This is a genomic window from Paenibacillus sp. V4I7 (genome assembly GCF_030817275.1).
Lineage (GTDB): Bacteria > Bacillota > Bacilli > Paenibacillales > NBRC-103111 > Paenibacillus_E.
Genome location: NZ_JAUSZD010000002.1, coordinates 7,509,739 through 7,531,184 on the forward strand (window position 1 = coordinate 7,509,739; position 21,446 = coordinate 7,531,184).

21 protein-coding genes are annotated in these 21,446 nt (G+C 47.6%); 12 read left to right on the forward strand and 9 right to left on the reverse strand.

All coding sequences use genetic code 11. The features are described 5' to 3' along the window. The first annotated feature begins 1 nt into the window (after position 1). Positions 2 to 985 carry an ABC transporter permease gene (locus tag QFZ80_RS35105; protein ID WP_171649599.1) on the forward strand — a complete coding sequence of 328 codons (984 nt, stop codon included), beginning with the start codon at positions 2 to 4 and terminating at the stop codon, positions 983 to 985. Between the two features lie 179 nt (positions 986 to 1,164). After that, entirely contained in the window at positions 1,165 to 3,165 is a 2,001-nt protein-coding gene (locus QFZ80_RS35110) for a methyl-accepting chemotaxis protein (protein WP_307563311.1), read from the forward strand. A gap of 50 nt (positions 3,166 to 3,215) precedes the next feature. Here QFZ80_RS35110 and QFZ80_RS35115 read toward each other — a convergent pair whose 3' ends face one another. Further along, a complete protein-coding gene (locus QFZ80_RS35115) occupies positions 3,216 to 3,980 on the reverse strand; it encodes an SDR family oxidoreductase (protein ID WP_307550640.1) in 765 nt (254 codons plus the stop codon). Positions 3,981 to 4,135: 155 nt separating this feature from the next. Then, a complete protein-coding gene (locus QFZ80_RS35120; protein ID WP_307563313.1) occupies positions 4,136 to 4,993 on the reverse strand; it encodes an AraC family transcriptional regulator in 858 nt (285 codons plus the stop codon). Between the two features lie 233 nt (positions 4,994 to 5,226). Here QFZ80_RS35120 and QFZ80_RS35125 point away from each other — a divergent pair, with 233 nt between their 5' ends. The 7 genes from QFZ80_RS35125 (at position 5,227) to QFZ80_RS35155 (ending at position 13,021) form a co-directional block, all read left to right on the forward strand. Continuing rightward, positions 5,227 to 6,408, forward strand: coding sequence for a galactokinase (locus QFZ80_RS35125; protein ID WP_307563315.1), 1,182 nt, complete (start codon positions 5,227 to 5,229; stop codon positions 6,406 to 6,408). Then, positions 6,409 to 7,395, forward strand: coding sequence for a UDP-glucose 4-epimerase GalE (galE, locus tag QFZ80_RS35130; protein ID WP_307550634.1), 987 nt, complete (start codon positions 6,409 to 6,411; stop codon positions 7,393 to 7,395). 64 nt (positions 7,396 to 7,459) lie between these two features. Further along, complete coding sequence (locus QFZ80_RS35135) at positions 7,460 to 9,037, forward strand: UDP-glucose--hexose-1-phosphate uridylyltransferase (protein WP_307563317.1); 1,578 nt, start codon at positions 7,460 to 7,462, stop codon at positions 9,035 to 9,037. 650 nt (positions 9,038 to 9,687) lie between these two features. Then, entirely contained in the window at positions 9,688 to 10,677 is a 990-nt protein-coding gene (locus tag QFZ80_RS35140; RefSeq protein ID WP_307563319.1) for an acrylyl-CoA reductase family protein, read from the forward strand. 50 nt (positions 10,678 to 10,727) lie between these two features. Beyond that, a complete protein-coding gene (locus QFZ80_RS35145; RefSeq protein ID WP_307563321.1) occupies positions 10,728 to 11,585 on the forward strand; it encodes a carbon-nitrogen hydrolase family protein in 858 nt (285 codons plus the stop codon). A gap of 32 nt (positions 11,586 to 11,617) precedes the next feature. Continuing rightward, complete coding sequence (locus QFZ80_RS35150; protein WP_307563323.1) at positions 11,618 to 12,328, forward strand: GNAT family N-acetyltransferase; 711 nt, start codon at positions 11,618 to 11,620, stop codon at positions 12,326 to 12,328. 21 nt (positions 12,329 to 12,349) lie between these two features. Continuing rightward, positions 12,350 to 13,021, forward strand: a complete 672-nt coding sequence (locus QFZ80_RS35155) for a GNAT family N-acetyltransferase (protein WP_307563325.1) — start codon at positions 12,350 to 12,352, stop codon at positions 13,019 to 13,021. A 272-nt stretch (positions 13,022 to 13,293) separates the two neighbouring features. Here the strand turns inward: QFZ80_RS35155 and QFZ80_RS35160 are convergent, their stop codons facing one another. Next, positions 13,294 to 13,743 (reverse strand): SRPBCC domain-containing protein, encoded by a 450-nt coding sequence (locus QFZ80_RS35160; RefSeq protein WP_307550623.1) that lies wholly within the window; start codon positions 13,741 to 13,743, stop codon positions 13,294 to 13,296. Positions 13,744 to 13,832: 89 nt separating this feature from the next. Here QFZ80_RS35160 and QFZ80_RS35165 point away from each other — a divergent pair, with 89 nt between their 5' ends. Next, complete coding sequence (locus tag QFZ80_RS35165) at positions 13,833 to 14,636, forward strand: helix-turn-helix transcriptional regulator (protein WP_307550621.1); 804 nt, start codon at positions 13,833 to 13,835, stop codon at positions 14,634 to 14,636. Positions 14,637 to 14,910: 274 nt separating this feature from the next. Here QFZ80_RS35165 and QFZ80_RS35170 read toward each other — a convergent pair whose 3' ends face one another. Genes QFZ80_RS35170 through sigY form a run of 3 tightly spaced genes read right to left on the reverse strand, consistent with a single transcriptional unit; the run spans position 14,911 to position 16,000 of the window. Further along, on the reverse strand, positions 14,911 to 15,132 hold the full coding sequence (locus QFZ80_RS35170) for a sigmaY antisigma factor component (RefSeq protein WP_307563327.1): 222 nt from the start codon (positions 15,130 to 15,132) through the stop codon (positions 14,911 to 14,913). Then, positions 15,125 to 15,478, reverse strand: a complete 354-nt coding sequence (locus QFZ80_RS35175; RefSeq protein ID WP_307563328.1) for a YxlC family protein — start codon at positions 15,476 to 15,478, stop codon at positions 15,125 to 15,127. The genes QFZ80_RS35170 and QFZ80_RS35175 overlap by 8 nt, the downstream gene beginning before the upstream one ends. Further along, entirely contained in the window at positions 15,479 to 16,000 is a 522-nt protein-coding gene (sigY, locus tag QFZ80_RS35180; RefSeq protein ID WP_307550613.1) for an RNA polymerase sigma factor SigY, read from the reverse strand. Between the two features lie 169 nt (positions 16,001 to 16,169). Between sigY and QFZ80_RS35185 the strand changes: the two genes are divergently transcribed. Next, positions 16,170 to 17,060 carry a GNAT family N-acetyltransferase gene (locus QFZ80_RS35185; RefSeq protein WP_307563330.1) on the forward strand — a complete coding sequence of 297 codons (891 nt, stop codon included), beginning with the start codon at positions 16,170 to 16,172 and terminating at the stop codon, positions 17,058 to 17,060. 394 nt (positions 17,061 to 17,454) lie between these two features. Here QFZ80_RS35185 and QFZ80_RS35190 read toward each other — a convergent pair whose 3' ends face one another. Then, the gene (locus tag QFZ80_RS35190) at positions 17,455 to 17,862 is read right to left on the reverse strand and encodes a winged helix-turn-helix transcriptional regulator (protein WP_307550610.1); all 408 of its coding nucleotides are present in this window, start codon (positions 17,860 to 17,862) and stop codon (positions 17,455 to 17,457) included. A 112-nt stretch (positions 17,863 to 17,974) separates the two neighbouring features. Between QFZ80_RS35190 and QFZ80_RS35195 the strand changes: the two genes are divergently transcribed. After that, complete coding sequence (locus QFZ80_RS35195; RefSeq protein ID WP_307550609.1) at positions 17,975 to 18,988, forward strand: zinc-dependent alcohol dehydrogenase family protein; 1,014 nt, start codon at positions 17,975 to 17,977, stop codon at positions 18,986 to 18,988. 84 nt (positions 18,989 to 19,072) lie between these two features. Here QFZ80_RS35195 and pyrH read toward each other — a convergent pair whose 3' ends face one another. Both pyrH and QFZ80_RS35205 read right to left on the reverse strand, forming a co-directional pair. Continuing rightward, positions 19,073 to 19,807 (reverse strand): UMP kinase, encoded by a 735-nt coding sequence (gene pyrH / locus QFZ80_RS35200; RefSeq protein WP_307550607.1) that lies wholly within the window; start codon positions 19,805 to 19,807, stop codon positions 19,073 to 19,075. Between the two features lie 336 nt (positions 19,808 to 20,143). Beyond that, positions 20,144 to 21,439: an MFS transporter gene (locus QFZ80_RS35205; protein WP_307564316.1), complete on the reverse strand. Its 1,296-nt coding sequence runs from the start codon at positions 21,437 to 21,439 to the stop codon at positions 20,144 to 20,146. Positions 21,440 to 21,446 lie beyond the last annotated feature (7 nt).

Below are 21,446 nucleotides of genomic sequence, written 5' to 3' on the forward strand. Positions count from 1 at the left end.
CATGGACCTGCTCACCATGCTTAACGCGTTTTTCACGAAATTTAGTGAACTTATCAACACGACGCTCGTCTATTCGACGGCGCTCATCTTTGGAGCCTTGGGCGGGATTTACTCGGAGCGCTCTGGAGTCGTCAATATCGGGATTGAGGGCCTCATGGTTTCCGGGGCATTCGCTTCGGCCGTTGGTGCTTATTATGCAGAAGAGGCGAATATGGGGATCTGGTCCCCGTGGATCGGTTTGCTGACAGCCATGGTATTTGCGCTCATATTCGCTCTGATTCATGCGGTAGCAACGATTTCGTTCAAAGCCAATCAAGTCATCAGCGGTGTTGTAATTAACTTCTTGGCAGCAGGCGTAACGTTGTATTTGGTTAAAGTACTGTTCAATGGTGCTGGTCAAACAGAAACGTTAAATGATGTGTTTTCCAAATGGGAAATTCCGATTTTGTCCAAAATACCGTATATCGGATATGCTCTCTTCAATGCTTATCCGACAACATACATTGCTTTAATTCTCGTAGCGGTTACTTACTATGTGCTGTTCAAGACACCATTCGGTTTACGTCTTCGGTCCGTTGGGGAGCACCCGAGTGCCGCGGATACCGTAGGGATTAAAGTGAAGCGTATTCGTTACATCGCCGTGTTGATTAGTGGTCTGTTAGGCGGACTTGGCGGGGCGACCATTACGCTCACAACAACAAGTGCCTTCTCGCATAACACGATCTCAGGTCAAGGGTTTATTGCTATGGCTGCGATGATTTTCGGTAAATGGCATCCAGTTGGCGCATTGGGCGCAGCAGTCTTCTTCGGAATGGCGCAGGCGCTCAACAACTTCATGCGTTTGTTCGAATTCTCAAAAAATATTCCGCAGGAATTCCTCTACATGCTGCCTTATGTACTGACCATCTTAGTACTGGCAGGCGCAGTAGGTAGGGCTAAAGCACCATCAGCTCTTGGTGAACCTTACGATCCAGGTAAACGATAAAAAAAACATGCACAGCTAGGGGAATATCCCTGTAGCGGTGCATGTTTTTTATTGTGAACAATTTCCAACCGATACGTGTCGGAAAATACAGGGAATATGTCGAATGATGGCGAAATCCCAATCCACTCGATATTTTTCATAATCTATTACATATGACAGCGGAAGGATGAATGTCACAAATGTCTGTTTTACGAACCTTGTTAGGAGCCAAGTCGCTCAAGGTGAAATTGACGCTGCTGCTGCTGGCCGTCTCACTGATCCCTCTTTTGGTCTCTCTACTTATTCTTACCTCTCAATCCTCTTCTCTTGTTGAGTCGGACACCAAAGATCAGCAAATGCATATTGCGGAGCTTAGTACGAGCGAGATCAATGCCTGGCTGAATGGCAAAATTGCTTCTATGCAATCTGTTGTTAAAGCCCATCCAGATTTTATTGACGGTAAGTCAAACGCGATCTTACCCGTTCTGAAAATTATGGCCGAGAGCGATCCGGAAGTGTATCGTTTTGCATATATTGACCCGCAGGGGGTGTCCATTGACACAGCTGGCGATAAGTTGGACGCAAGCAAATTTGATAATTTTAAGAAAGCTGCCGTTGATAAGAAAGTATCGGTGTCCGAAATCATAAAGGAGGAAAGCAGCGGCAAAAACATTATCATCATCGATGTTCCCCTCGTGGACGGCAAAGGCGATTTCCGCGGCATCGTGCAATCTTTCCTCTTTCCTGAACAAATGCTGTCCATCATCAATCGCATCAAATTCGGCGAAACAGGCTACGGCTACCTGCTCTCACCAAGCGGTACATATCTCGTTCACTCGAAGAAAATGGGACAAAAATTGGCGGAATCATCCACGGCAGAGAAGATGGATCTTTACAAAAATACGGTATTCAAGGATAAGAGCGGGTATATCCTATACAAAGAGCCAGATGGCACACTGAAATCAGCTGCTCATCAAACCATTGATGCCACGGGTTGGAAGCTTATTTTGACCGCCGAACATTCGGAAGTATTCCAAAAAGTAAATCAATTAAAGAAAAATTCAGCCATCATGCTGGCTGTTGCTGCGCTGCTTGTTATTGTAATAGCTATGCTCGTCTCGCGGATGATGATTCGCCCAATCACGACGATTTCATCCCTCATGCAGCGAGTAGGGCAAGGTGATCTATCTGGTCGATTGAAAACCCATGGAGATGATGAAATCGCCTCGATGAGCAAGAACATCAATGCGATGCTCGATTCTTTTTCCGAGATGATTTGCAAAATATCAGAAGCTGTTTCGCACACCGCCGCATCTTCCGAGCAGCTCACTGCCATAGCGAGTGAATCGACGAAAGCTTCCGAACATATCACCGTAGCTGTCCAACAGGTCGTGCAGGGTTCCGAAGCGAACTATCAGGCATCCGAACAAATTTCGACCGCAATGGGTGAAATGTCATCGGGCGTGCAGAAAATTGCCGAATCATCCACGAATGTCTCGGAAACAGCACAAAGTGTCGTTCAAGAAGTCGGTCGTGGAAACGGGGAAATTCAACAAGCAATTACCCAAATGCGACAGGTCAGTCATACCGTAGAACATACTGCCGAACTCGTGCACGGCTTAGAGGAGAAATCCGAGCAAATTCGCCAGATTGTTAGCTTTATTTCCGAAATTGCTACACAAACCAACCTGCTTGCCTTGAACGCTTCCATTGAAGCGGCAAGGGCGGGCGAACATGGCAGAGGCTTCGCCGTCGTCGCTAGCGAGGTTAAGAAGTTGGCGGAGCAAACAAGTAGCGCGACCGTGAACATTTCCTCCATTATCGGTGAAACGATTAGTGCTACGAAAGAAGCATCAAGCTCGATGCGGGGCGGACTATCAGAGGTTGAAAAAGGTTCGGCTCTCGTTCAAGCGGCTGGGCAAGTATTCCAATCGATTCTGGCCTCTATTGGGCATGTAAATGACCAAATCCAAGAAGTATCGGCCGCATCAGAAGAAATATCAGCGGGAACCGAAGAGGTGGCCGCTTCTTCTCAGGAGACAGTCAGTATCGTAAAGCAGGCTATGGATGAACTGCAGGCCATTGCCAAGTCGGCAAGTGGGCAGCTGCAATCGATGGTAGAGATCAACTCCTCCTCCGAATCGCTTAGCATGTTGACGGTCGATCTACAGGATCAAATCAACCGCTTCAAGTTGAAATAAAATAGGGAGTAAAGCACCTCATCCGACTATCGGTGAGGTGCTTTGTTTATTTATAGATGAGATCCGCCGCTTGCATCAATCAATTGCCCTGTTATCCAGCGGCTGTCTGAAGAGGCGAGAAAGGCCGCAACATCGGCCACATCTTCCGGTTGTCCCCATCTGTTAAAAGGGGAGAGACCGGTAGCGAATTTCTGCCCGTTTGGATCCTGCAATGTTGCAGCATTCATATCGGTATCGATGATACCAGGCAGGATGGCGTTCACCGTAATGCTGCGATTCCCGAGATGCTGAGCTAAGACGAAGGTTAGTGTGTTGAGCGCACCTTTCGAAATGCTGTAGCCCAGAAGATTAGGGAAAGCCAAACGGGTAACAGCCGAAGAAATATTGATAATGCGGCCTTCGTTTCTCAGACGCGGCAATGCTTGTTGGATAAGAAAAAGCGGTGCTTTGACATGGATGCCCATGACTTCATCAAAAGATTGTTCTGTCGTCTCCTCGATGGTTCCACCCTGCCCGATTCCGGCGTTATTAACAAGAATATCAAACTGATTACCACCAGTGTGCTTCTCGAGGGCTTCGTCCAAGCCCACATACAAATCACGAACGCCGTTTACGGCATTCAAGTCCGCACCGAGTGTAAAGGCGGAGCCGCCTTTACGTTGAATCTCACGAACCACTTCTTCTGCGGCGTTATGATTCATTCTGTAATGGATGGCGACAATGGCTCCATCCTGCGCTAGACGCCGTGCAATCCCTCGTCCAATCCCCCGGCCTGCACCCGTTACTAAAGCAATTTTACCTGTCAGCTTGCTCATATCCTCATCTCCTTCAATGTTTTCATAAATAGTTTTATCACAGGGTGACATTCGAAATGTTGCTCTCTCATTCCGAATAAACTTTTATGATCGACATGAGTAGATTTAAGTTTGAGGTTATGGAGTCATCAGCAGGGACAGCTGCGACCTTAAAATTAAAGCGATTTGATATGATTCCGATACTCGCTTGGCGAGACGCCGTACCAACGTCGGAATTGTTTAGAGAAGTAAAGCGGATCATAGAAACCTACGGATGATGCAATCTGTTCGATGGTAAGCTCCAGCCGTTCTCGAAGCAGCAGGCGAGCTTTATCCACACGCAGTTTCAGAAGAAATGTTACGGGTGTTACCTTGGTATGGCGCTTGAACATGCGCGATAAATACGCGCGGTTGTAGCCCAAACTCTCGGCCATCAGCTCAATAGTGATTGGCTCGGCGTATTGGGTGGAAAGGTAGTGAATCGCTTGCTGCACGATGCGATCACTCTCGGCTTCCGTGACCACGCCGGCTAATGTGGAAGCTGATAATGTTTCACAGTATTCACCGAGTAACAAGTGCAGGTATCCGATGGATTTCAGTTGTGCGTTTGCCTTTTTGGATCTTAGAGCTTGCTGAATATGGCGAAAAAGGACAGGGATGTGGCGGTTGCGTTTGGTATGAATAATGGGCTGCAAGGGAATAACTCCTGTTGAAGCAACTAACGCCGCGGCCTGCGTACCTGTAAAAGCGATCCAGCAATAGTGCCACGGATCGGTCTCATCGGAGACATAGCTTATGAGCTGTTCAGGCTCAATGACGAAGCTGTCCCCGGTGCCAAGCTCGTACTCTTCGCCTTGAGAGGAGAACACCCCTTTACCCGATATCACATAGTGGATCAGATAGTAGTCGTATACTTTGGGGCCTAACCGATGCTCAGGCTTCGTCTGGCTCTCACCCGCAAACAGCACGGTTAATTCACTCTCTTGGGAAGGTAGTGGATTCGAAACAACGTAATAGCTCTCTGACTTTGGCATGCCTACTCCTCATCTCCGATCGAAGCATCTTCATATACCATCACTTTATCATAAATCTTATGAAAAAGTAGTGAGCCTGAGATCACATTTTTCCATGTGGAAATAACATGCCTCCATAGCTAATTACACGTTCTTCTCGTATACTGAAGTTACAAAGATACCAAGCATAACGACTCCATCATCCTCAGATGACGAGCGAAATCACTTCTAAAACCACTAAAGGCGGTGCCAGAATGGCAGATTTGCAAGCTCTAAAAAACACGTTTATTGAAATTTACGGGAATTCTACAACGGCAATTTCAGCTTTTCATGCTCCAGGTCGGGTGAATTTGATCGGTGAGCACACGGATTACAATGGCGGTTATGTTTTCCCGGCAGCGCTAACGTTCGGAACAACGTTGATCATTCGTCCAAGACAAGATCGTGTAATTGGATTTGCATCGACAAACCTGGCACTTCGCAAACAAATTTCCATAGATGACTTGTCCTATCAAGAAGAGGATGACTGGATCAATTATCCGAAAGGGATTTTCGTACACTTGGCAAAAGAAGGTTTCCCTGTTACGCAGGGCTACGATCTTTTGTTCCACGGTGAAATCCCGAATGGTGCCGGACTTTCGTCCTCGGCTTCCATTGAAGTCGTTACAGCTTTTGGCTTATTAACACTTGAAAAGTATCCGATTGATACCGTGAAAATCGCATTGCTCGCTCAAAAAACAGAGAACCAATTCGTTGGCGTCAACAGTGGCATCATGGATCAATTCGCGGTAGCCAATGGCAAAAAAGATCATGCCATTCTGCTCATGTGCGACACGCTTGAGTATCGCCATGTGCCTTTTCAAAGCGGCAGCTACAAGCTGGTTATAGGGAATACGAACAAACGCAGAGGTCTGATAGACTCCGCATACAATGAGAGAAGAAGCCAATGTGAGCAGGCTGTGACCTATTTGCAAAAGCAGTTTCCTTCGATCACTTTGCTTGGTCAACTGAACCTTGCGCAATTTAACGAATTCAAACATCTAATTCCAGACGAAACCATCCGCCAACGAGCGCAGCATGTTATTGAAGAAATTGACCGTGTACTGAAATCCATAGAGGTGCTGGAAGCGAACGACCTGGAATCTTTCGGTAAGCTGATGATCGGGTCCCATGACTCGCTTCGCGATCTTTATGAAGTAACAGGGGTAGAGCTGGATACGATGGTTGCGGCAGCACTGAAGGTTCCGGGTGTACTTGGGGCACGTATGACTGGCGCAGGTTTCGGCGGATGCACGGTTTCTTTAGTTCATGAGGACAGTGTACAGACGTTTATCGATCAAGTGGGTAAAGAATATACGGAAAAAACAGGCCTGACACCAAGCTTCTACGTTTGTAATATCGGTAATGGTGTCGAACAAGTCGGGGAGGCGTTATAAATGGCCATTCTAGTAACGGGCGGAGCAGGCTATATCGGATCTCATGCGGTAGCAGAGCTGGTTGCCAAAGGTGAAGAAGTCGTTGTCGTTGATAATTTGCAGCAAGGGCACAGAAACGCTGTGCTTGGGGGCAAGCTGTACGTAGGTGATTTGCGCGATGGCGAGTTTCTGGATACGGTTTTCACTGAGAACAGTATTGATGCTATCATCCATTTTGCAGCGAATTCGTTAGTTGGCGAGAGCATGACCAATCCTGCGAAATACTATCACAATAACGTGTACGGAACGCTTTGCTTGCTTGAGAAAATGACGCAATACGGCGTGAAGAAAATTGTCTTCTCCTCTACGGCTGCCACGTATGGTGAGCCTGAAAATATTCCCATCCTAGAAAGCGATCGCACTTTGCCGACGAATACGTATGGCGAGACGAAGCTGGCTATGGAAAAAATGATGAAATGGTTCGACATCGCGCATGGCATCAAATATGTATCGCTTCGTTATTTTAATGCAGCTGGGGCTCATGCTGGAGGCAAAATTGGGGAGGATCATAGCCCAGAGACGCATCTGATTCCTATCATTCTTCAAGTGGCTCTTGGTCAAAGGCCGCATATTTCCATCTTCGGAGAAGACTATGCAACAGAAGATGGTTCGTGTGTTCGCGACTACATTCATGTTAGCGATTTGGCAAGCGCCCATGTTCTTGCGGTTGAGAAGCTGCGTGGCGGAGCAGAAAGCAATATTTACAACCTAGGCAATGGCACAGGATTCTCGGTCAAAGAAGTCATCGAAATCGCCCGTAAAGTGACCGGACATGCGATTCCTGCCGTCATCGAACCGCGTAGAGCCGGTGATCCAGCAACGTTAATTGCCTCCTCTGAGCGTGCAAGAGCTGAGCTTGGTTGGAAACCAACACGTGATTCCTTGGAATCCATTATCGAGAGCGCGTGGAACTGGCACCAAAATCATCCGAACGGGTACGAAGAGTAGAGTAGGGAAGACCGTGCAGAACGGAGCTGAACAGAAGCTTGTTTTGTAGAAAGGAACGTGGCACATGGAACGGACAGTTAAAGCATCGCAGCATGCCGCATTGACCATAGAAAGGCTCCTTCAGTTCGCTATGCAAAATGGGCTGATTGAGCACCTTGATGTATATATTTCACGCAATGCTTTGCTAGATTTATTCGGTCTGGCTGAACCTTATCAAGGCGAAGTGCCGATAGAGAAATTGAGCAGTCCGGTTGCCTTGCTAGAAGAACTGCTCGATGCAGCTTTTGAGGCAGGCCTCTTGGAAGAGAATACGACAACGTACCGTGATTTGCTGGACGCACGGATTATGGGGCTCCTAATGCCTCGTCCATCCGAGGTCGTGCATCAATTTTGGAACACTGCCAAAACAACGAGCGTTGAGGCGGCGACGGATTACTTCTACAAGCAATCCATCGATTCCAACTATATTCGGATGGATCGCATTCAGAAAAATGCCTACTGGTTGGCCGAAACAACGTATGGCGATCTCGAAATCACGATCAACCTTTCCAAACCGGAGAAAGATCCGAAGGAAATTGCCCTGCTCAAAACGCTGCCGCAAAGCAGTTATCCCTTATGTCTGCTATGCGCTGACAACTTAGGGTACGCAGGCCGTGTGAATCACCCGGCGAGGCAAAATCTGCGTGTTATTCCGTTGGAATTGGATGGCGAGAAATGGTACTTCCAGTACTCACCGTACGTGTACTACAACGAGCACAGCATCATCTTCCATGAGAAACACATCCCGATGAAAACGACGGCGCACACGTTCTACCGTTTGCTGGATTTCATCGATCAGTTTCCTCATTATTTCATCGGGTCGAATGCGGACCTGCCGATCGTAGGTGGTTCTATTCTGAACCACGACCATTTCCAAGGCGGACGCCATAAATTTCCGATGGAAAAAGCACCAAGTGAGAAGGCATTCTCACATGCTGAGTTTGCCGGTGTGAAAGCCGCCATCGTCAAGTGGCCGATGTCGGTGCTTCGCCTGAGCGGGCACAACAAGCAGCAGATTTATATGCTTGCGAGCAAGCTGCTCGAAGACTGGCGCGCATACAGTGATGCGGAAGCGGACGTCCTCGCCTTCAGCGAGAAGGACGGACAGCGGGTCCCGCATAACACGATCACCCCGATCGCCCGCAACAATGCACGGGGCGAGTATGAGCTTGATCTGGTGCTGCGCAACAACCGCACCAGTGAAGAGCATCCGGATGGGATTTTCCATCCGCACCAGCACTTGCACCACATCAAGAAGGAGAACATCGGCTTGATTGAGGTTATGGGGCTGGCGGTGCTGCCAGGCCGCCTGCAAGAGGAGCTGGCGGATATCGCCAAGCTCCTCACCGGCGAAGCCGCATTCGGCCGCGAGATCCGTGAAGAGGCCAGCCATCCGCTGCATAAGCATGCGGAATGGATTGAAGCGATGCTTGCGAAGCATGGCGCTGAGCTGCCGCAGGACGGAGCGAATGCGGTGCTGCAGTCGGAAGTCGGCAGCAAGTTCATGGACGTGCTGCTGGATGCAGGCGTGTTCAAACGTGATGAAGCCGGGCAAGCGGCTTTTGGACGGTTTTTGGCGGCTGCGGGCTTTGCACAGTTGTAATTGTAGTTGGAACTCTCCGGTCACTGTGATCGGGGAGTTTTTTTGTCAGCATATAAGAATTTCTGGTTTTGGGTTAGGGGTAAGGCGACTAAGCTTACCTTATTTAGGATAGTTAGCTACAGATTTTTGCTAGGCTATTGAGATTGTGGATATGCATGATCATTCGGAAGTAACTATGCTTTTCTAGCGTTTTGTTCCTGGTTTTTTGAAAAATTGGAGAATTAAGAAGGCAAGTTGTACGGCGTACAACAATTTCTTTGATTTCTGCTTGGCAAGTTAAGAATGTTGTAGGTTCTACAACAATTTAGCCTTTTTATAGGCTATAGAGCTACTTTAGGCAAGAAATGTTGTATTTTGTGCAACAATCGGTTGGAAAGCGTGAATTAGCTTGCCTAAAGTTGTACTTAGTACAACTTCACACGGATAAGTATGCGAATGTCTCAGCATTACGTCACTTGGGCGTAGATTGCTTTGCAACAACCATTATAAGCACGCTCAACTAAGGACGGCGTATGCCGGTTTTTATATTTAGGTGGAATGGGAAGCGCTATTTGCTTTTGAATCCTAAGCTTGATAGTAGTAAACTAAATAGTAAGTAGTTGGTAATTAGTTGATGTTATCTGGTTTTGGATCGAGGAGGAGAAAACAGGATGGAAAGCTTTGGGGCTTTGATAGTGGAACGATCAGAGGAGCAGTTTACCGCCAATGTGAAAGATCTGCGGCTGGAGGACTTACCACCAGGTGAAGTGACGATCCGTGTTTTATATTCTGGAATTAATTATAAAGATGCTCTGGCTCTTAGCCCGACTGGACGCGTTGTGCATGCCTACCCGATGGTACCAGGAGTTGATTTGGCGGGAACCGTCGTTTCTTCATCAGATCGGCGGTTTCGCGAAGGAGATGAGGTACTTGTCACCAGCTACGAGCTAGGTACAGGGCATTACGGCGGATTTAGCACCTATGCACGTGTACCGGCTGACTGGGTCGTGCCTCTTCCGCAGGGACTAACCCATCGCGAGGCGATGATATTGGGTACGGCGGGATTTACCGCGGCGCTCTCCATACAACGCATGGAAGAGAATGGCTTGAGCAAGGAGCAAGGACCCGTGCTTGTCCGTGGTGCAACTGGAGGAGTGGGCAGCAGCAGTGTATCCATGCTTGCAGCGCTTGGTTATGAGGTGGAAGCAAGCACTGGGAAGTCTGCGGATCATCAGTACCTGCTCGATCTAGGGGCTAAGCGGGTATTAACGCGAGAGGAGCTTTCTCCATCTATTAGCAAGCCGCTAAATAAGGAGTACTGGGCGGGCTCCGTCGATCCCGTTGGGGGGGACTCCCTAGCCCATGTCCTGAGCAGGATCAAGTACGGCGGTTCTGTTGCCCTGAGTGGATTGACGGGTGGTGGTGAGTTCGCCGCATCGGTGTTTCCTTTTATCCTGCGAGGTGTCAATGTGTTAGGGATTGATTCGGTTGCTTGCCCGATGGAGGTTAGAAAGCCCCTATGGGATCGTATTGCGAAGGAACTGAAGCCGAAAGGCTTGGAACAGACTGTTTATCAAGAGGTTTCGCTGGATGGAGTTACGGAGGCTGCTAAGCAGGTTCTGAAAGCGAAGGTCAGAGGAAGAGTGCTTGTCCGATTGTAAAAGCGGAGGCAGACACTTCTTTCATTTCATGAAATAAGGAGAGATGGACGTTGAAAATGCGCGTTTCTGCTGTGCAATATCATTTGCATACGATACATAGTTTCGAAGAGTTCGCCGCGCAGGTGGGGCATTATGTGAAAGTGGCTCAGGAGTTTGAAGCGGAATTTGTGCTGTTTCCTGAATTATTTACGACTCAGTTAATGTCTATAGGGGATGAAAATGGTAAGGCGCTGCCCATCGAGGCATTGCCGTCGTATACGGATGCTTATCGAACGCTTTTTCAAGGGTTGGCGAAGCAAACGGGGATGCATTTGATCGGTGGCACTCACATTACCTCTGAGGAAGGAAAGCTGTATAATACAGCATTCTTGTTTTATCCCGATGGCCGAATTGGGGAGCAGAAGAAGCTGCATATCACTCCGACTGAAGTGAAGGAATGGAATATGGGTGCTGGGGATTCCTTGCAGGTTTTTGATACGGAAAAAGGCCGCATTGCGATTCTGGTCTGTTATGATGTGGAGTTTCCGGAAATCGTACGGATGGCGAGAGCACGCGGAGCGGATGTGTTGTTCGCCCCATCTTGTACGGATGACCGGCACGGATTCCATCGGGTACGTTATACGTGCCATGCTAGAACAATTGAAAATCAAATCTACGTGGTCACGACGGGGACAGTCGGGGCACTGCCAACGGTTGATTTCATGAGGGGCAACTTCGGACAAGCTGCGGTGATCACGCCAAACGATGTGCCTTTTCCGCCAAAGGGAATACTGGTAGAAGGCGAGATCAACGGTGACATGGTTGTCACGGCTGATTTGGATCTGGAGTTGCTGAACCTCGTTCGGGAAAAAGGCTCCGTCACCACGTGGCGTGACCGCAGAACAGATTTGTACACAGATTGGTCCTAACGAAGTGAGATCAAGGGGGCTTACAGTGCACGATGGATTTAGAAGCTGCCAAGAAAGTTACAGAGCCGGAGAAATTGTACGCTAAAAAATTATACGTCTTCGACGGGGATAAACCGATCGAGGCTGTGATTCGCAATTATGGAAAAGGCGATTTTGACGCGCTCATTCGCGTTCAGCAGGAAAGCTTCCCTCCGCCTTTTCCATCCGAGCTGTGGTGGAATGAGGAGCAGCTCACGGAGCATATCACCCGATTTCCCGAAGGGGCGCTTTGTGTAGAGGTGGCCGGTCAGGTTGTTGGGTCCATAACAGGGCTTCGCGTAGACTATGAGGAGCAGCAGGCAGCTGACCATAGTTGGTCATCTTTGACGGACGACGGGTACATCCGAACACATCGTCCAGATGGCGACACCCTCTATATAGTGGACATATGTATTATGCCGGCTTACCGCAAATTTGGTCTCGGCAAGTTGATGATGCAGTCTATGTACGAAGTGGTCGTGCATCTAGGTTTAAGAAGGCTGCTTGGAGGCGGGCGGATGCCAGGTTATCACAAGCATGCCGCTGTGATGAGCGTGGATGACTACGTGAGGGCCGTCATGGCAGGGATATTGAAGGATCCGGTTATTACTTTTTTGCTGCGCTGCGGCCGGACGCCTGTGCAGGTTGTGCCAAACTATTTGCAGGATGAGGAGTCACTTAACCATGCGCTTTTGATGGAGTGGCGGAATCCATTTCGAATCTGACGAAGGAGTGAAGTTCTTATTATGGAGTACATACGGATTACAAGCATAGATAATCCCTTGTTTCGGAGCATGCATGATCTGATGAAAGAGGTATTTCCACCAGAAGAGGTGCTCGAATACGCATTGTGGAAAGAACCGCTCGAGGACCCTGGTATCCGGGTATTCGTAGCCGTTCATGAAGGTAAAGTCGTAGGCACAACGGAGTATCGCTACTATGATGACTTCGAGGTGGCGATGACGGACTTCACCATTATTGGTCAAGCGGGGCTTGGTATCGGTCGCTTTCTGGCGCGGAAACGCTGGAATGATCTAGAAGTATTGGCAGCCGAATCTGGCAAGCCGATGCTGGGAATGTTCGCTGAGATTTATGATCCCTATCGGATCGAAGATCATGCTTTCGGCGGCGTGAAGCCGATGGATCCTTATGTACGGCGTGAGGTATTGTCACATCTGGGCTATAAGCGGATCGACTTCCCATACGTTCATCCCTCTTGGGAGAACAATGGAGAAGCGGTTGAGGAACTCGACCTCTGTTTCTTGCCGACAGATGAGAATCAAGATGAGTTAGACGCAGGGCTCGTTGTGAAGTTCTTGAAACGCTATTATTCCGTTTTGGCGAATAAGCCGAAGGCTTGGCATGATATGGTTGAGGGGCTTGAGGGGAAAACGATGTTGGCACTTAAGCCTCTGTAGGGGTATCAAAAGTGGATAGAAGTCTCTAAAGGCTTCTATTTCATCAACTTAATGTAAAAGATTAAGATTAGAGTCCTTAAAGGCTATTATTTGGGAAGTTTTTTTGAAATGCATTCTTTTTAGCATAGATAGCAGTCCTTAGAGGCTTCTATTTTATTAAATCTACTGAAAATGTAAAAATAGGAGTCTCTACAGACTCCTATTTTTGTTGAGAAGCTCAATATCGTGTAATAGTGCTCTGTATAACACCACGAATTGCTCCTGTTTACTCCCTACCAACCAAAATCCAATGTCTTTCCAGTCTCCGCCAGTGTCTTGATATTGCTCAGAATCATCCACCAACTTGCCTTGGTAGTCTCAAAGCTTGGGTGGTCGGGTGTCCAATTATCATTGACCAGCGTTAGTTTCGTACAGCTCCCAACAGTCTCAAGTGAGAATGTCATTCTAGATTCAAAGTCCGCATGATTCGGGTTGTAAGATGGACCGGCATGTTCGGTACAACTTATGAGCTTTTCCGGTTCGTATGCTAAAATCTTACCATATACATGAACGGTTTCCTCACCGTCATTACCAGGTCCCACGTAAGCATAATCGGATCCAATTTCAAAAGTAGACTGAAGCACACTGCCAAAGAGAATCTTACGCGTCCCCTCTGGAGTCACGAGAATATCCCACACTTCTTTAAGTCCTGCCCCAATGTAAAATTCGTATTTGAGTTCCATATACTTCCACTCCTTCGGTATGTGATATGATTAATTATAGATGGTTGAACAACCTATGTATTGTAAAAACGCGACAAGGAGAGAGCGAAGTGATTCCCAAAGCCACCAAGCCCAGCCTAGGTATTATGAATCTGCAGCAAGGCGAGCAGAAATTCCAGCTTTCGCGACATACCCCGTCTGAAGATCTAGCCTATTTCATACGACATTACTGGATAGTTAGGTGGGATTTAACCAACCAAGATCCTTATTTGCAGCATGTTATCCCGAATCCCTGCGTTAATCTCCTCGTTGAGCCAGGTCGAACGGCCATCTATGGTCCAGGGAAAGAGAAGTATGGGCATTATCTGCAAGACCAAGGATGCGTGTTCGGCGTCAAATTCAAGCCTGGCGGATTTTACCCTTTTTTAAAGCAGCCGATTTCTGATTTGTTGAACAATCCTATGAGTGTCATGAGCGTTTTTGATATAGATCCTCGTCAACTTGAGACGAATATTTTTGCACAGGTAGAAGATTGCCATATGGTCAATCATATCGAGCAACTGATCCGGCCCAAGCTTCCCGAACAGGATGAACAGGTCGTTTTTGTTAATAAGATCATCGATTATATCAATCAGAAGCCCGATCTGACCAAAGTCGATGCCCTCTGCGATTACTTCAATGTGAATAAAAGAACGCTGCAGCGCTTGTTCGACCACTACGTCGGAGTTAGCCCCAAGTGGGTGATCAAGCTGGCCCGAATCCAGAACGCAGCTGAGACGACGGATCTAAGCCGGAGACATAACTGGTCCAAGCTTTCCATGGATCTCGGATATCATGACCAGTCGCATTTTATCAAGGATTTCAAGTCCATTATCGGCCAGACTCCTGATGAATATGCTCGTGTGACGGTATGAAAAAGGTGCCGGCATGAAATTGTCGGCACCCCATTAAGCGGTCGCTCGCCGAGCGACGCAGAGATCCAGCGGCAGCCATGCTGCGTGCACGAGCATGTGCGCAACGATGGCAGCGGCGAGGCCATGCTTCCAGAACAGCCAGCCTGCGGCAGCATACGAAGGCGCGTGCCCTGCTGCGAATGCGATGCCGCTCACGATGATCGACAAAGTAAGAGATCGTAGTAGTCGTCTATTTTTATGAAGTGGAATTGGCATTTGTCACTTCCTTGTACGATTACTTTTTGCGTGACCAGATACGGTGTATTTTACGAACTGCGAATAGATAGACGATGAAGGGGGTCGGCACTTGAATGATCCCCCAGATCCCCCAAAACCATGGGTATTTCGCGCTGCGTTTGTGTGCATCCATGAACAGCCATGTGCTTTGTGTGAGTAGAAGAAGAGGGATGCCGATCCATGCCCAGAGGGGCAGTTGATCCCATTTTGAATCATTCATAGCGGTGTTCCTCCTGTTTGCGAACGAACAGCCAGACTAAAGGCGCTACAACAGCGAGAATTTGAAAAATGATGAAAACAACAGGCTGTGCATTCATCATTACATATAAGAGTGAGAGCAGCAGCAGGGCAGCTATCCACAATTTGAGCAAGTCTCTCCAGAGCTTTGAACGCTGTTTGTTTTGCGTTTCAACGATTTGCTGATCGAACCAAGTGGGGCTTGGTGTGAAAGCCGGAAAGAGCTCATCAAGCCGTTGAAGCCCTTCTTGCAGCTGTTGTGCCGTCATCTCATCCTTGCTTTTGCCATTTTCTGAACCTTCTCTTTTCTTTGGATCTTCCGGTTCCATCTACGCCAGCTCCTTTCGCAATTGTTTGAGTGCATGATGCACTCTGGATTTGACGGTACCCTCAGCAATCCCCAGCATGTCACCGATTTCTTCATAGGTATAACCGTAGTAATGCTTGAGAATTACCGGAATGCGAGCCTCCTGCTGCAGCTCGGCTAATGCGTTCAGCACCTCAGGCCATTTCTCGTTCTGTTGCCCGGCTTGCCACTGCATCCGGCGCAGCGATTGATCTTGCTCTTGCTGGTGCCAGAGCTTTTCCCGCTTTTTGCGCCGTACCTGGTCCAAGAAAAGGTTCGTGGCAATCGTGATCAGCCAAGATGAAAACTTCGATTGTCCATTATACAGCCTGATCTTCTCTATGCACTTGATCATCGTTTCTTGGGTAATATCTTCAGCTATATGCGAGTCCAGCGTAATTTTCAACATATACTTGTATACAAAAGCAAAGTGCTGCTGCAGCAGCAAGGACAGAGCGGCATTGTCTCCGCGTATGGCCTGACGAATTAATTCGTGCTCTTCCAAGTGAGTGAACATCCTCTCTGCCTGAATTCATTGATAATACGAACAGCTCCAATACATCGTTCAATGTGCACGAAAATTTATGTAAAATTATTTATTAGCTTACCACGCCATAGTTCAGACATGTATAATGACATCAGGTAAGAACACTAGAATGATGGAGGACAACATTTTGAAACAAGGCATATTACCAAGAGCAGGACTGTCACCGCAGGAGTTGGAGGAAGTTCGGAAGCTTTGGGAGGTTTGTAATAGCCATGACCATATCGAGATTAAACTGAACTGGAGCACACTATCGGACCGTCCAGCAGGCGTGACGAATGACTTTTTATTTTACCAAAATGACCGTATTGTCGGCTTTTTGGCTATATATTGCTTTATGTCGACGGAAGTAGAGATTAGCGGGATGGTGCATCCAGAGGCGCGGCGTCAAGGTATTTTTGACCAATTGGTTCAAACAGCGATAGCCGAGTGTCGGCGCAGAGAAGTACCAAAGCTGATTTTTATTAATGAGCGTGGGTCGGAAAGCGGCAAAGGTTTCCTTACGAATCTAGGTGCAACATACAGTTTTTCGGAATATGTCATGGAGTTTCAAGAGCAAGCAGAAGCGACTCCGCAAGCTTTGGATTTAGATGATGGTATTGCCATTCGTTTGGCGGATGAGCAGGATACGGAACTGCTGGTTAAGCTCAATATGTCAGGGTTCGACATGTCGGAGAGCGACACGAGAGAGTATGTCACCCAAACCATTACCGGTGCTAAAGAGCGGACGTGGATCGCGGAGCTTGGCGAGAAGAGAGAGCCCATTGGGAAGATCGGAGCCATGGTCGAAGCAGAAGAGAGTGGATTCATCTATGGCTTTTGTGTAGTGCCGACGTATCGTGGTAAAGGCTATGGGCGGCGTATTTTGAGCCAAACGATAACAGAATTAAAACAGCGGGATCATGCTAGCGCCATAAAGTTGGAAGTATCTGTTGAGAACGAAAAGGCGCTAGGCTTATACGAATCATGTGGCTTTAAAACGAAAAATGCGAATGACTATTACGTGCTTTTACTTAGCTAAAAAAGAAGTAAAAAGGATAGAGAGGCAGCCTTGGCTGCCTCTCTATCCTTTTTATAGTTGATAAGAAAGTATAAGTTTATACGGTAGCTTCGTATCAACCTTAACAAACACGGTCGTCCCTGAAGGACGACGAATTCGTTTATCCTTGAAAGAATAAGAAAGTATAAGATACAGCACATTTTCCATTGGGAGTGGATCTAGCCCATTCATATTCATATTGTTGCAAAGTTTGCAATAACCTACAGCCGGTACACATGCTGTAACGATCTTTTTCATCATTTCAGTCGCGAGGGGGATGTGGAATCGTGTCAGTAACCATATATTTCATCTTTACAGACGAGAAGTTGGCGGATTGGTATCTTAACGAGCAGTGATAGCAAGAGAAGTTCGTTTGTTATTCATTCTCAGCGAAATCATGAGACGCAGCCGACTGATCATAACGATCTCTTGCTTGTTCTACATCGGAATAATGATCGACCGTCCAATTTTTTAACTCCTGCATCGGTTTCAACAAACTTTCACCGAGCGGAGTTAGTGAATAGTCAACACGAGGCGGAATGGTTGGCGTCAGATGGCGCATGACAAGTCCGTCCCGTTCCAGTTGACGCAAGGTTTGGGTTAGCATTTTTTTGGAAATGCCTTCAATACGCCTTCCCATCTCTCCGTATCGTGCGCTGCCATTCTCCAAGGCATAGAAGACAAGCACTGTCCATTTGCTCGAAATGATCTCAAGCATCCTGCTGTAGCCGCAAACTTTCAAGGATATGTCAGGATGGTTTCCTTTGTCGGTGAAGAACATCATTTACCTCCTAATGCACCTTTTGGTGCCCTGTGAACAAATAAGTGCCTACTTACTCAATTTTATTTGATGGGCTAATATATGTCTATGTTGAGTTGTGAAGGAGAGATACCCTATGAAAGTTATTCAAATCCAAGGTGGTTATGGTCTTACACATGTTAAGCAGGCAGAACGTCAAATACCGGTTCCGGGGCCAAATGAGGTGCTTATCAAGGTTCGGGCGGTTTCCCTGAACTCCCGTGATCTGGGTGTCATTGCCGGTTTCTATCAACCAGATCTGTCGAACCCGTTGGTACTGACTTCTGATGCTGTTGGCGAGGTTGTTGCTCTTGGTGCGCAGGCATCCAAGTTCAGTATTGGCCAACGGGTCAGCGGCATTTTTACGCAAAGTTGGATTTCTGGTGAAGCGACCCAGGCCAACTGGAGTAGCACGCTTGGCAGTCCCCTAGACGGGATGCTGGCTGAATACGTGGTCTTGCCTGAGCAAGGACTCGTGTATGTACCGGATTACCTGACAGATGCGGAGGCAGCGACATTTCCATGTGCCGGAGTGACGGCGTGGCATGCAATTATTGAAGAAGGGAATGTCAAAGCAGGTGATACGGTCGTGGTGCAGGGGACAGGAGGCGTTTCTTTGTTTGCACTGCAATTCGCCAAGCTTCAAGGAGCGTCCGTTATCGTGACGTCAAGCAGCGATGAGAAGCTAGAGAAAGCCCGTCAGCTGGGTGCGGATTTTGGGATTAATTACAAGGTTCATCCTGAATGGGAGAAAGAGGTACTAAAGCTTACCGAAGGTCGAGGTGCAGACCATATTATTGATGTGGGCGGAGCGGAGACACTTAATCAATCTATCACAGCACTTCGTGTTGGAGGCCGAATCAGCATCGTTGGACTTCTCTCCGGCGGCTCGGTAGAAGGTTTCCAAGTGGTGCCTGCGATTTTGCGCAGGGCGCGGCTTCAGGCTATTAATGTGGGGAGCAGAGAGATGTTTGAATCCATGAACCGTGCCATTACGAATCATAAACTTCGTCCTGCGATTGATCGCGTTTTCCCATTTGAACAGGCTATTGACGCTTTCAAATATTTCGAAAATGGTTCTTACTTCGGAAAGATCTGCATTACGCTTTAACTCAACATAAGAAATGGCATCCTATCATTTTTAAAATATGCTTTGGTTTGGGGTAAGCGGTGCTTACCCCTGATAAACTAGGTATTAATGAAAAATAAGTTCGGATGAACCGCTGATGATCGTGCCTGTATTCTGACCTTCACAAATCTCTTTCATGGAGCCAGGCTTATCGAAGTTGAAAACATGCATGGGGATATGATAATCTCGTGCCAGAATGAAGGCGGACTGATCCATGACCTTGAGATCATTTTGGATAACGTCGTTATAGTGGAGTGATTTGTACTGAAGAGCTTCCTTATGGTGCTTCGGATCTTTATCGAAAACACCGTCAACCCCCTGCTTCGCGACGAGAATCGCTTCACAGTTGACTTCAATGGCTCTTTGGACCGATGGATAATCGGTGGTGACGAAAGGCTGTCCATTGCCTCCTGCGAAAATAACGATGTACCCTTTTTCCAAGTGATGAATGGCCCTCAGTCGGATGAAAGGCTCCGCCACCGAAGCGACCGGAATCGCAGTCATGACGCGCACTTCAGCTTCGCTCTTCGCTTTAAGAACACCGCGCAGCATCAAGCTGTTGATGACGGTAGCCAGCGTACCGATATTATCAGCCTCTGCCTTCTCGATTCCCCAGCTCTCGCCCATATTTCCGCGAAAAATATTGCCTCCACCTATCACGATGCACACTTCGACACCAAGATTGACAACAGTCATAATCTCATTGGCAATGTGATCAAGCTGCGTAGGATCGAAGCCAAACTCACTATCTCCAGCTACTGCCCCGCCACTAAGTTTAATTAGGACCCTCTTGTACCGCATATCCATCTCTCCTCCCAGATGAGAAAATCAGTATCATTGACCTTCACCATAAGTACGACCTGCGCCAGTGAGCGGATTGTACCTATAAAAAAACACTAAAGCAATGAATGCTTTAGTGTTCCATGAATGAGAAATAGGAAAAGACCACGTTGCTAATATCAACAGGACCCTTCATACGCCTCACACCTTCCGTCTATGTCCACATAAGAAAGTATAAGTTTTCGGTTCCCGAAAACCGCTTTCTTATTGGCGATAAAAATTTCCGCTTAACGCGGTCGCTCATCTTTGAATGTACGTCGATAAACGTTTTTCTCATTAAAAGTTATTGTACACGAATTAAGAGGAGGAATGCAATTTCTGCGGCACACGCATATGAACGAACAGACCAATCACGACTAGGATCAAGAGAGAGCCTAAGGCTACACGGCTAGCCAAATTGCCAGATGACGCGAGCGCCCAGGTAATCGTACCATAGAGAGCAGGTCCGACGATCGAGGACACTTTACCTGAGAAGGCGAACAATCCGAAGAATTGACCGCGTTTCTCTTCCGGCGTTAGCTGAACAATGAGTGTCCGGGATGTGACCCACATAGCGCCCATAGACACCCCATACAAGCTGCCGGCAACCCAAAATACGCTCTGACTTGTTGCAAATGCCGCTAAGGAGATGGCAATAATAAGGATGAAGGCGACGATGGTCACCGCTCTTTTGGGACCGATATTTCTGGCCACATAGCCGAAAAGGAACGAACCGATGATACTAGATACCGTTGAAACGAGGTAGAGAAGAATGAATTGCCCCGTGGTGAAGCCCATAACGGTATTCGCATAAATGGCCATCACGGCAATCGCCGTGGCAATCGCATCGTTAAAGAAGAAGTAGGCGATCATGAACAAGAAGGCAGCTCGGTACTTTCTTGCTTCTTTGAACGTAGCCCAGATCTCACGGTAACCGCTGAGAAGCGACTTTTTCCCGCTGACGGGCTTCTGAGGCTTCTCTTTGTAAAAAAGCATGATAGGCAAAGAGAAGATCAGAAACATAAGCGCACTAGGGATGAACGTATTTTCAAAATGATTGCCGTTGATCAATGGAAACACGACAAGTCCAACTAATGTGCCGACATAACCAACCGCTACGCCAACTCCCGAAATGATGGGAATCTCACGTGCATTACCCAGATCCGAAATCATTGAATCGTAGAAAATTAAGCTGGAATTGTAAAAGAATTTGGCGACCATGAAAAAGAAAATCACGCCTAGTATGGAGGTGTTGAGTCCCATCCACTGCTGGTCTGTGTGCCAAAGGGCGGAAGCGCCCATGAGGAGAGTTGCCGTGATAGCAATAAGCGTAAAAGGGACGAGGTAAGCCTTCTTTTTACCTGTCCGGTCAATCCATACCCCGAATAAGGGAGACAATAACACGAGAAAGAGGCTGGATATCGCATTGGAGTAAGTAATGAAAGTACTGGCGATCTGATTCAGCTCTTCGCTCTTGCCTAACGTTTCTTTTAAATAAAAGGGATAAAACACAGTCACGATATTGGAGGAAAAAATCGTATTCGCGAAATCGTACATCGCCCAAGCGAATATCGGTAAGGAGAAGAACAGGGTCCATACTTTACGTGCTTGCATCGGATTG

Bases quoted from the DNA above. Each gene is read 5' to 3' on its own strand.
- QFZ80_RS35105 (WP_171649599.1), top strand. From the start codon at position 2: ATGGACCTGCTCACCATGCTTAACGCGTTTTTCACGAAATTTAGTGAA.
- QFZ80_RS35110 (WP_307563311.1), top strand. From the start codon at position 1,165: ATGTCTGTTTTACGAACCTTGTTAGGAGCCAAGTCGCTCAAGGTGAAA.
- QFZ80_RS35115 (WP_307550640.1), bottom strand. From the start codon at position 3,980: ATGAGCAAGCTGACAGGTAAAATTGCTTTAGTAACGGGTGCAGGCCGG.
- QFZ80_RS35120 (WP_307563313.1), bottom strand. From the start codon at position 4,993: ATGCCAAAGTCAGAGAGCTATTACGTTGTTTCGAATCCACTACCTTCC.
- QFZ80_RS35125 (WP_307563315.1), top strand. From the start codon at position 5,227: ATGGCAGATTTGCAAGCTCTAAAAAACACGTTTATTGAAATTTACGGG.
- galE (WP_307550634.1), top strand. From the start codon at position 6,409: ATGGCCATTCTAGTAACGGGCGGAGCAGGCTATATCGGATCTCATGCG.
- QFZ80_RS35135 (WP_307563317.1), top strand. From the start codon at position 7,460: ATGGAACGGACAGTTAAAGCATCGCAGCATGCCGCATTGACCATAGAA.
- QFZ80_RS35140 (WP_307563319.1), top strand. From the start codon at position 9,688: ATGGAAAGCTTTGGGGCTTTGATAGTGGAACGATCAGAGGAGCAGTTT.
- QFZ80_RS35150 (WP_307563323.1), top strand. From the start codon at position 11,618: ATGGATTTAGAAGCTGCCAAGAAAGTTACAGAGCCGGAGAAATTGTAC.
- QFZ80_RS35155 (WP_307563325.1), top strand. From the start codon at position 12,350: ATGGAGTACATACGGATTACAAGCATAGATAATCCCTTGTTTCGGAGC.
- QFZ80_RS35160 (WP_307550623.1), bottom strand. From the start codon at position 13,743: ATGGAACTCAAATACGAATTTTACATTGGGGCAGGACTTAAAGAAGTG.
- QFZ80_RS35170 (WP_307563327.1), bottom strand. From the start codon at position 15,132: ATGAATGATTCAAAATGGGATCAACTGCCCCTCTGGGCATGGATCGGC.
- QFZ80_RS35175 (WP_307563328.1), bottom strand. From the start codon at position 15,478: ATGGAACCGGAAGATCCAAAGAAAAGAGAAGGTTCAGAAAATGGCAAA.
- QFZ80_RS35190 (WP_307550610.1), bottom strand. From the start codon at position 17,862: ATGATGTTCTTCACCGACAAAGGAAACCATCCTGACATATCCTTGAAA.
- QFZ80_RS35195 (WP_307550609.1), top strand. From the start codon at position 17,975: ATGAAAGTTATTCAAATCCAAGGTGGTTATGGTCTTACACATGTTAAG.
- pyrH (WP_307550607.1), bottom strand. From the start codon at position 19,807: ATGCGGTACAAGAGGGTCCTAATTAAACTTAGTGGCGGGGCAGTAGCT.
- QFZ80_RS35205 (WP_307564316.1), bottom strand. From the start codon at position 21,439: ATGCAAGCACGTAAAGTATGGACCCTGTTCTTCTCCTTACCGATATTC.